Source organism: Streptomyces sp. NPDC050388 (assembly GCF_040655635.1).
Classification (GTDB): domain Bacteria; phylum Actinomycetota; class Actinomycetes; order Streptomycetales; family Streptomycetaceae; genus Streptomyces.
Genome location: NZ_JBFAKH010000061.1, coordinates 43,304 through 49,754, shown reverse-complemented (window position 1 = coordinate 49,754; position 6,451 = coordinate 43,304). Strand labels below are relative to the sequence as shown.

Sequence of the window (6,451 nt, the reverse complement as noted above, 5' to 3'; positions counted from 1 at the left end):
GAAACCCTCGCAGCCGCCGACAGCCGCGACGAGCACGGCACCCTCGGCGCACCTGACTTTCAATCAGGGGTACACCTGGCCGGACGGTCTGAATGTCTCCGTCATCTACGCCCGGGTGTCCACCTACTACGACGAGGCACCGCGGGCGGGGCACACCGACTTCCGCGTGTTGCTGCACGTGTCCAACGAGGGCCAGAAGCCCGTTGACCTGCACGGGGTGACGCTCCTCGTGGACGGCGCGACGACCGGCGGCGAGGCGCTGCACACGACGTTCGAGAGCGGGTCCAAGCCCCTGGAGGGCCAGCTGGCTCAGGGGACGGGGGCCTATTTCACCGACGACTGGTCCCTGAAGACGGAATACGGCAAGCGCATCGTCGTCAGGGTGCAACGCGTGGCGGACTACTCGGGCCAGGACTTCCCCGAGTTCACCGGCGACGTGACCGGCTGAACGAGGCCGTCGTGCTCCTGGTGCTCGTTGCCGTACGTCATCCCGGAGACGTACGGCGGGCGCCGGTGACGTACTCGAGTAACGCGGCCGGGACCGATCCGCGGTTCCGCCGGCACTGAGGAACGCAGTCCAAGGGCCTTGTTGGTTCACTGGCAGGGCCCTTGAGATGGACGTCGTCCGGTCCTCGGTAATCGAGTGGCGGGGCGGTGAGTCGGACGGCTGGCCGCACCGAGGGGGCCACTACGAGAGCGGATAGGCTCCCGGACTCATGAGCGCGATACGCCCGTGGGCGCAGGCACGACTAGCGGACAGGACGATCTCTGTGGCTGTCGGGGTCGGCGATCTGCTGATGTGCGGTGTACTGCTTCTGGTGGCTGTTGGAGTAGTCGGCGCTGAGCCGACTACCCGTGCAGAGGAAACGGCCGCCTGGCACACTGCCGGCGAACTGTACGTCGGGTGGCTGGCGGTCGGGCTGGTGTTCTTCGCCGTGTTGGGTATGACGCGGTCCCTGCTCACGCATGTGGCGATGATGCTGATCTCGCCCGTCCTCCTGGTCCTGTTGATGATTCTCCCGTCCTTCTGGTGATGCGCGTGCCGTTGAGTCCTGGCCATCCTCTGGCCAGGACGCCACTAGCTAGTCTCGCGCTGATTGAAAACGTCCAGGTCACGGGCCTAGTCGGGCGCGATTGTTGGCCGGTCTTGAAAACCGTCGTGGCAGCGATGTCACCGTGGGTTCAAATCCCACCGCCTCCGCTCTGAGAGCAGTGAGAACGGCCCCTGACCTGGGAAGTCGGTCGGGGGCCGGTCGGGTGTGGACCGCCGGGGCCGGCCTCGACGAGCACGAGTGCGTGGACGAGCCCGGGATGCGCGGCGGTGGTGAGCAGGCGGTGTGCCCGCCCGGCGACTGGCCGACCAGGACGGGGCGCCGCAGCGCCGGCTGATCGACAATGGCGATGACGTCGGCGACGTAGGCGGCGCGGGAGACGTCCCGCGGGTGGCGCTCGCCGGCGCCGTGTCCGCGATGGTCGACCGCGACGACCCGATGTCTGGAGCTCAAGCGCCGTGCCAATACGTCCCATTCACCCGCGTGACCGGCCAGGCCGTGCAGCAACACGAGGGACTGTCCCGGCCCGCTCCGGTCCCGGCAGACATGCCGGACGCCGTCTCGCACCACCACGCGTTCAGGCCATGTCACGGCGGAGCCCCCAGGGAATCGGCCTACCTCGAGCATGCCGCAACCGGCTCGTCGAACGCCCCGAGGCGGTCGCGGCGTGAGCGCCCTCGCAGCCCGGGCGATCGGCACCAGCAGGCTGGACCTGCTGCCGCTGCGCGTCGAGCACGCCGAGGAGATGGCCGCGGTGCTCTCCGACCCGGCCCTGCACACCTTCACCGGCGGCACTCCGGACACCCCGCACACCCTGCGCTCGCGCTACCAGCGCATGACAGCAGGCTCTCCCGATCCGGCCGTCTCCTGGCTGAACTGGGTGATCCGGCTCCGTGACGCGTCCTGCCTGACGGGCACCGTCCAGGCGACGGTCGGCCCCTCCGGCCATGGCCCCATCGCGGAGATCGCCTGGGTGGTGGGGACCCCGTGGCAGGGAAGGGGCATCGCGGGCGAAGCGGCCCGGGGACTCGTCGCCTGGCTCGGCCGGCAGCCGGTGCACACCGTCATCGCCCACATCCACCCCGACCACCGGGCCTCCGCCGCCGTCGCCACCGCCGTCGGGCTCACACCCACCGAAGAATGGCACGGAGGCGAGCTCCGATGGCAGCGGAGCCTCGGGCGATGACTTCGCCGCTCCCCAGGTCTTGACTATTGATCATCGGCCACTCTCAGGTGTGTCTAGGGTGTGCGTATGCCGCGACGACACATCCCCATATCCATCCGGCCGAGCCTCGACGGAGGACGTCGGTGAACAAGCCTCTGAGGGCCGTGGCGGTCTTCTGCGGGTTGCTGGTGCTCAGCCTGCTGCTCCGCGCGAATTGGCTGCAGTACGTGCGAGCCCCGGAGCTCGCCTCCGACCAGAAGAACCGGCGGGTGCAGATCGCGCAGTTCGCCACCCCACGCGGAGACATCGTCGTCGGGGGCCGGGCCGTCACCGGTTCCACCGAGGTACAAGGCACCGACCTCAAGTACAAGCGCACCTACGCCGACGGGCCGATGTACGCGCCGGTGACGGGATACGCGTCCCAGGCGCAGGGCATGACGCTGCTGGAGAAGACGTACGACGGCATCCTGACCGGAAAGGACGACCGCCTGGCCTTCCAGCAGTTCGCCGATGTCATCAGCGGCGAGGGCCAGCGGCCCGGCTCGGTGGTCACCACCATCGACCCGAAGGCACAGAAGGCCGCTTACGACGGGCTGACCGACCTGAAGGGCGCAAGGGGGGCCGTGGTCGCGCTGGACCCCCGGACGGGCAAGGTGCTGGCCCTGGTCTCGGCGCCCTCCTACGATCCGTCGCGGTTCGCGGGCGGCACGTTCAAGGAGTCCGACCGGTTCGTGGCCCTCGACAAGGACAAGCGCAAGCCGCTGGCCAACCGCGCGCTGCGGGAGACCTATCCGCCGGGTTCCACCTTCAAGATCCTCACCGCGGCCGCCGCCCTGGAGCACGGGATCGTCACCGACATCGACGCCCGTACGGACGCCGTCTCCCCGTACCCCCTGCCGCAGTCCAGCAACAGGATCGGCAGCGAGGCCGGCGACGCGGTCTGCAGCAAGGCGTCGATGAAGACCGCCATGCAGTACTCGTGCAACAACGTCTTCCTGGACGCCGCGTCCGCACTGGGACAGGACAAGCTGCGGGAGACGGCCGAGAAGTTCGGCTTCAACGAGGACGTCTACTCCGACGACTTCGGCGACCTGCTCGCCACCAAGAGCCTCTACCCCGAGAACCTCGACGCGCCCGGTACCGCGCTCACCGGTATGGGACAGGGCAGCCTCACCAGCACGCCGATGCAGATGGCCATGGTCACCGCCGCGCTGGCCAACGACGGAAAGCTGATGCAGCCCTACATCGTCGACGAGGTCCGCGGCCCGGACCTCAGCACCCTGGAGAAGACCCGACCCGCGGTGATGAGCGAGGCGGTCTCCGCCGAGACCGCGCAGAAGGTTCAACAGATGATGGAGTTCACCGCCAAGGAGGGCAGCGCCCACCGTGCCCAGATCGACGGCATCACGGTCGGCGGCAAGACCGGTACCGCGCAACGCGGTGTCGACGTGGCCGACCAGGTGCCGTACGGATGGTTCGTCTCCTACGGCAAGAAGCAGGACGGGTCCTCGGTCGCCGTGGCCGTCTTCATCGATCCGACCGACATGGACATCTCGCGCGCGGACATCTCCGGCGGCGGTCTCGGAGCACCCATTGCCCGCAGCGTCATGAAGGCGGTTCTGCAGCAGTGAAGCCGGACCGGATACGGAGCAGGGGACGGCGGTGCCCTGTCCGGGGAAGTGAGTCACCGGGGTGCTCGCCGGTGGGGGAGGAGCTGGGGCTTCCGTCCAGCGACGTGGCGGACCCAAGGCGCCGGGAGGTCCGCCGGTGGACCCCGTGCGGACCACGAACTCCGTGCGGTGCGCCGGTCGGCAGGCCGTAACTGCTCCGCCCCAGGCGGACCAGGGCCGGGGTGGGGCGATCGAGCGGCCCGATACCGCGTCCTCCTACGAACGCCGATTCCGCACCTACCCGGCCTTCCTCGGCCTCGCCGCCGCCCTGTGCTGCTACAAGTACAAGCGGTTCGTCCGACTCATCACACAGGGCGCGGTCTCCGGGTTCACTTCCGGGCTCTGAGGCGCTGTCGAAACGAGGTGCGGAGTCGGATCACCGGGGCTCCCGAGGTCTGCCTGATGCGCCGCTGTGCGCCGACGTCGATGTCAGAGGCGGATGTCACGAGGGGCGGGACCTGCCGCTCTGGCGGCGTTTGACCACATGACGCAGCAGGAGTCCGACGAAGGCGACGAAGAACACCAGGCAGCCGAAGCGGACCCACAGCGGACTGGTCGTACTGACGGCCGACCACCCGGACCAGACGATGCACAGCACCATCCAGCCGGGGCTTTCCGCGGGGAGTCGTTCCTGGTCCTGAGGCACGCACCGCTCCCTTCCCGTGCAGGATGATCATCCCAGAAGGCGGCACGTGAAGAGACCGAGCGCGGAGGGCCCAGCAGCTTCAAGGCCCACCAGCTTCAAGGCCCACCAGGAGCGGGTTGTGCCTCATCATGTGTGGCTCTCCGGGCCCTCGTTCGGGCGGAAGTGGCGTCGGGTGCGCGGTCGTCCGTCTCCCGGACGGCTTCCGTTTCTACGACCTCCGGTACACCGGGCACCCCTGTCGACCCGCTCGGGCGCCACCCTCCGGGACACGGTGGTGCGCGCCGGTTTCGGCAGAGCCCCGGTCGCGGCCCGGACGGGCGGCGGGTCACTCGCTGCCGGGAGCGCGCGGATGTTCCATGCGGGAGAGCCAGGCGGTGAGCAGCGTTTCGAGTGACTCGGCCTCGGTGGGCGTCAGCAGATCCAGCAGGCGGCGTTCGTTGCGCATGTGGTCGGTGAACGCTCGGTCGATCAGTTCGCGTCCGGGTCTGGTGAGGGCGACGATCCGGCCGCGCTGGTCGTCGTGGGAACGGCGGCGGGTGACGAGTCCGGCTCGCTCCAGGCGGTCGATCCTCTTCGTCATCGCGCCGGTGGTGACCATGGTGTGCGCGGCGAGCTCGCCGGGCGCCCGCTCGTAGGGCTCCCCGGCGCGGCGCAGTGCGCACAGGACGTCGAACTCTCCCTCGCTGAGGCCGTAACGGCCGTAGACGAGGCAGAGCTCCTCGGTGAGCAGGTCGGCCAGGCGGTGCAGTCGGCCGATCACACCCTGCGGGTCGACGTCGACGTCGGGGCGCTCCCGGCGCCAGTCGGCCTGGATGCGGGCAACGCGGTCCAGTGGTTCACCATGCTCCATGCACCCCATGATAGCTTCCCGGGAAGCTATATTGGCTTCCATGGAAGCCAATATGCGTTGGGTGGCACTGACCGCGGTCGCGCCGGTGGCCTGGGGGGCCAACTACTTCGTCACCCACGAGTTCCTGCCGGCCGACCGCCCGCTCTACGGGGCCGCCCTGCGGGCCCTGCCCGCCGGCCTCGTCCTGCTCGCCTTGTGCAGGCAGCGGCCGCGCGGCGCGTGGTGGTGGCGGTCCGCTGTGCTCGGGCTGCTCAACATGAGCGTGTTCTTCGTCCTCGTCTATACCGCCTCCCAACTGCTTCCGACGAGCGTCGCCTCGACCGTCATGGCGGTGGCCCCGCTGACGATGATGCTCATCGCCTGGCCCCTGGTGTCCGAGCGGCCCCGGACCGCCCACCTGGTCGGCGCCGCGCTCGGACTCGGCGGAGTCGGTCTCATGCTGCTCACAGGGGTGGAAGGGGTGAGTGTGCCGGGAGTCCTCGCCTCGGTCGCCGCCATGCTGATGTCGTCCTTCGGGCACGTCCTGGCCAAACGGTGGAGCGCCGGTGTCGATGTGCTCGCCTCGACCGCCTGGCAACTCGCCGCCGGAGGTCTGTTGCTGCTCCCGGTCGCCGCAGTCGTGGAGGGCCCTCCGCCCACGCTCTCCACACAGACCTCCCTCGCGTTCGGCTATGTCGCCCTGGTCGCCACCGCACTGGCCTTCGCCGCATGGTTCACCGGGCTGCGGCACCTGCCCGCGGGCACAGTCGGAATGATCGGACTGCTCAACCCCGTGACAGGCGTACTGCTCGGCACGGCGATCGCCGGCGAGGTGCTGACCGTTCAGCAACTGTGCGGACTGGTCCTGGTCCTGGCCGGAGTCGTCCTGGGCCAACCCGGGCGCGCGGGCCGACGCGACAGCAGTCAGGCACCTCCCCGTCCGTATCCGACGAGCGTCCCGCGCGAGCGTCCTCTGTACGCGCTCCCCCATGAGGACCGGAAACGTGGGCAGGGCGCCGGCCCGGATGTGTACGAGGGCGAGTGAAGTCCCGCCATCCCGCCGCACACCGCTGACCTCACGGACGGTGA

Annotated in this window: 9 protein-coding genes and 1 pseudogene; 7 read left to right on the top strand and 3 right to left on the bottom strand. The window is 69.3% G+C overall.

Features of this window, described 5'->3' with window-relative positions; all coding sequences use genetic code 11:
- Positions 1-448: hypothetical protein (locus AB0I73_RS28970; protein WP_363042176.1), on the top strand; the 448-nt coding region annotated here is incomplete at its 5' end.
- Positions 449-770: 322 nt separating this feature from the next.
- Complete coding sequence (locus tag AB0I73_RS28965; protein ID WP_363042174.1) at positions 771-1,034, top strand: hypothetical protein; 264 nt, start codon at positions 771-773, stop codon at positions 1,032-1,034.
- Between the two features lie 78 nt (positions 1,035-1,112).
- Here AB0I73_RS28965 and AB0I73_RS28960 read toward each other — a convergent pair whose 3' ends face one another.
- Positions 1,113-1,679, bottom strand: coding sequence for an alpha/beta hydrolase (locus AB0I73_RS28960; protein ID WP_363042172.1), 567 nt, complete (start codon positions 1,677-1,679; stop codon positions 1,113-1,115).
- Positions 1,680-1,719: 40 nt separating this feature from the next.
- Here AB0I73_RS28960 and AB0I73_RS28955 point away from each other — a divergent pair, with 40 nt between their 5' ends.
- The 3 genes from AB0I73_RS28955 (at position 1,720) to AB0I73_RS28945 (ending at position 4,233) form a co-directional block, all read left to right on the top strand.
- Positions 1,720-2,238 (top strand): GNAT family N-acetyltransferase, encoded by a 519-nt coding sequence (locus tag AB0I73_RS28955; RefSeq protein ID WP_363042170.1) that lies wholly within the window; start codon positions 1,720-1,722, stop codon positions 2,236-2,238.
- 122 nt (positions 2,239-2,360) lie between these two features.
- On the top strand, positions 2,361-3,848 hold the full coding sequence (locus AB0I73_RS28950; RefSeq protein WP_363042168.1) for a penicillin-binding protein 2: 1,488 nt from the start codon (positions 2,361-2,363) through the stop codon (positions 3,846-3,848).
- A gap of 145 nt (positions 3,849-3,993) precedes the next feature.
- Positions 3,994-4,233 carry a hypothetical protein gene (locus AB0I73_RS28945; RefSeq protein ID WP_363042184.1) on the top strand — a complete coding sequence of 80 codons (240 nt, stop codon included), beginning with the start codon at positions 3,994-3,996 and terminating at the stop codon, positions 4,231-4,233.
- A 96-nt stretch (positions 4,234-4,329) separates the two neighbouring features.
- On the opposite strand, the gene AB0I73_RS28940 is transcribed toward AB0I73_RS28945, so the two are convergent.
- Positions 4,330-4,533, bottom strand: a complete 204-nt coding sequence (locus AB0I73_RS28940) for a hypothetical protein (RefSeq protein WP_363042166.1) — start codon at positions 4,531-4,533, stop codon at positions 4,330-4,332.
- A gap of 148 nt (positions 4,534-4,681) precedes the next feature.
- Between AB0I73_RS28940 and AB0I73_RS28935 the strand changes: the two are divergent.
- Positions 4,682-4,819, top strand: a pseudogene (locus AB0I73_RS28935) (site-specific integrase); the annotation flags it as partial.
- Positions 4,820-4,858: 39 nt separating this feature from the next.
- Here the strand turns inward: AB0I73_RS28935 and AB0I73_RS28930 are convergent.
- The gene (locus tag AB0I73_RS28930) at positions 4,859-5,383 is read right to left on the bottom strand and encodes a MarR family transcriptional regulator (protein ID WP_363042164.1); all 525 of its coding nucleotides are present in this window, start codon (positions 5,381-5,383) and stop codon (positions 4,859-4,861) included.
- Positions 5,384-5,423: 40 nt separating this feature from the next.
- Here AB0I73_RS28930 and AB0I73_RS28925 point away from each other — a divergent pair, with 40 nt between their 5' ends.
- Positions 5,424-6,407, top strand: coding sequence for an EamA family transporter (locus AB0I73_RS28925; protein WP_363042162.1), 984 nt, complete (start codon positions 5,424-5,426; stop codon positions 6,405-6,407).
- Positions 6,408-6,451 lie beyond the last annotated feature (44 nt).

Excerpts from the sequence above, each read along its gene's own strand:
- AB0I73_RS28925 (WP_363042162.1), top strand. The coding sequence starts at position 5,424 with ATGGAAGCCAATATGCGTTGGGTGGCACTGACCGCGGTCGCGCCGGTG.
- AB0I73_RS28960 (WP_363042172.1), bottom strand. The coding sequence starts at position 1,679 with ATGCTCGAGGTAGGCCGATTCCCTGGGGGCTCCGCCGTGACATGGCCT.
- AB0I73_RS28930 (WP_363042164.1), bottom strand. The coding sequence starts at position 5,383 with ATGGAGCATGGTGAACCACTGGACCGCGTTGCCCGCATCCAGGCCGAC.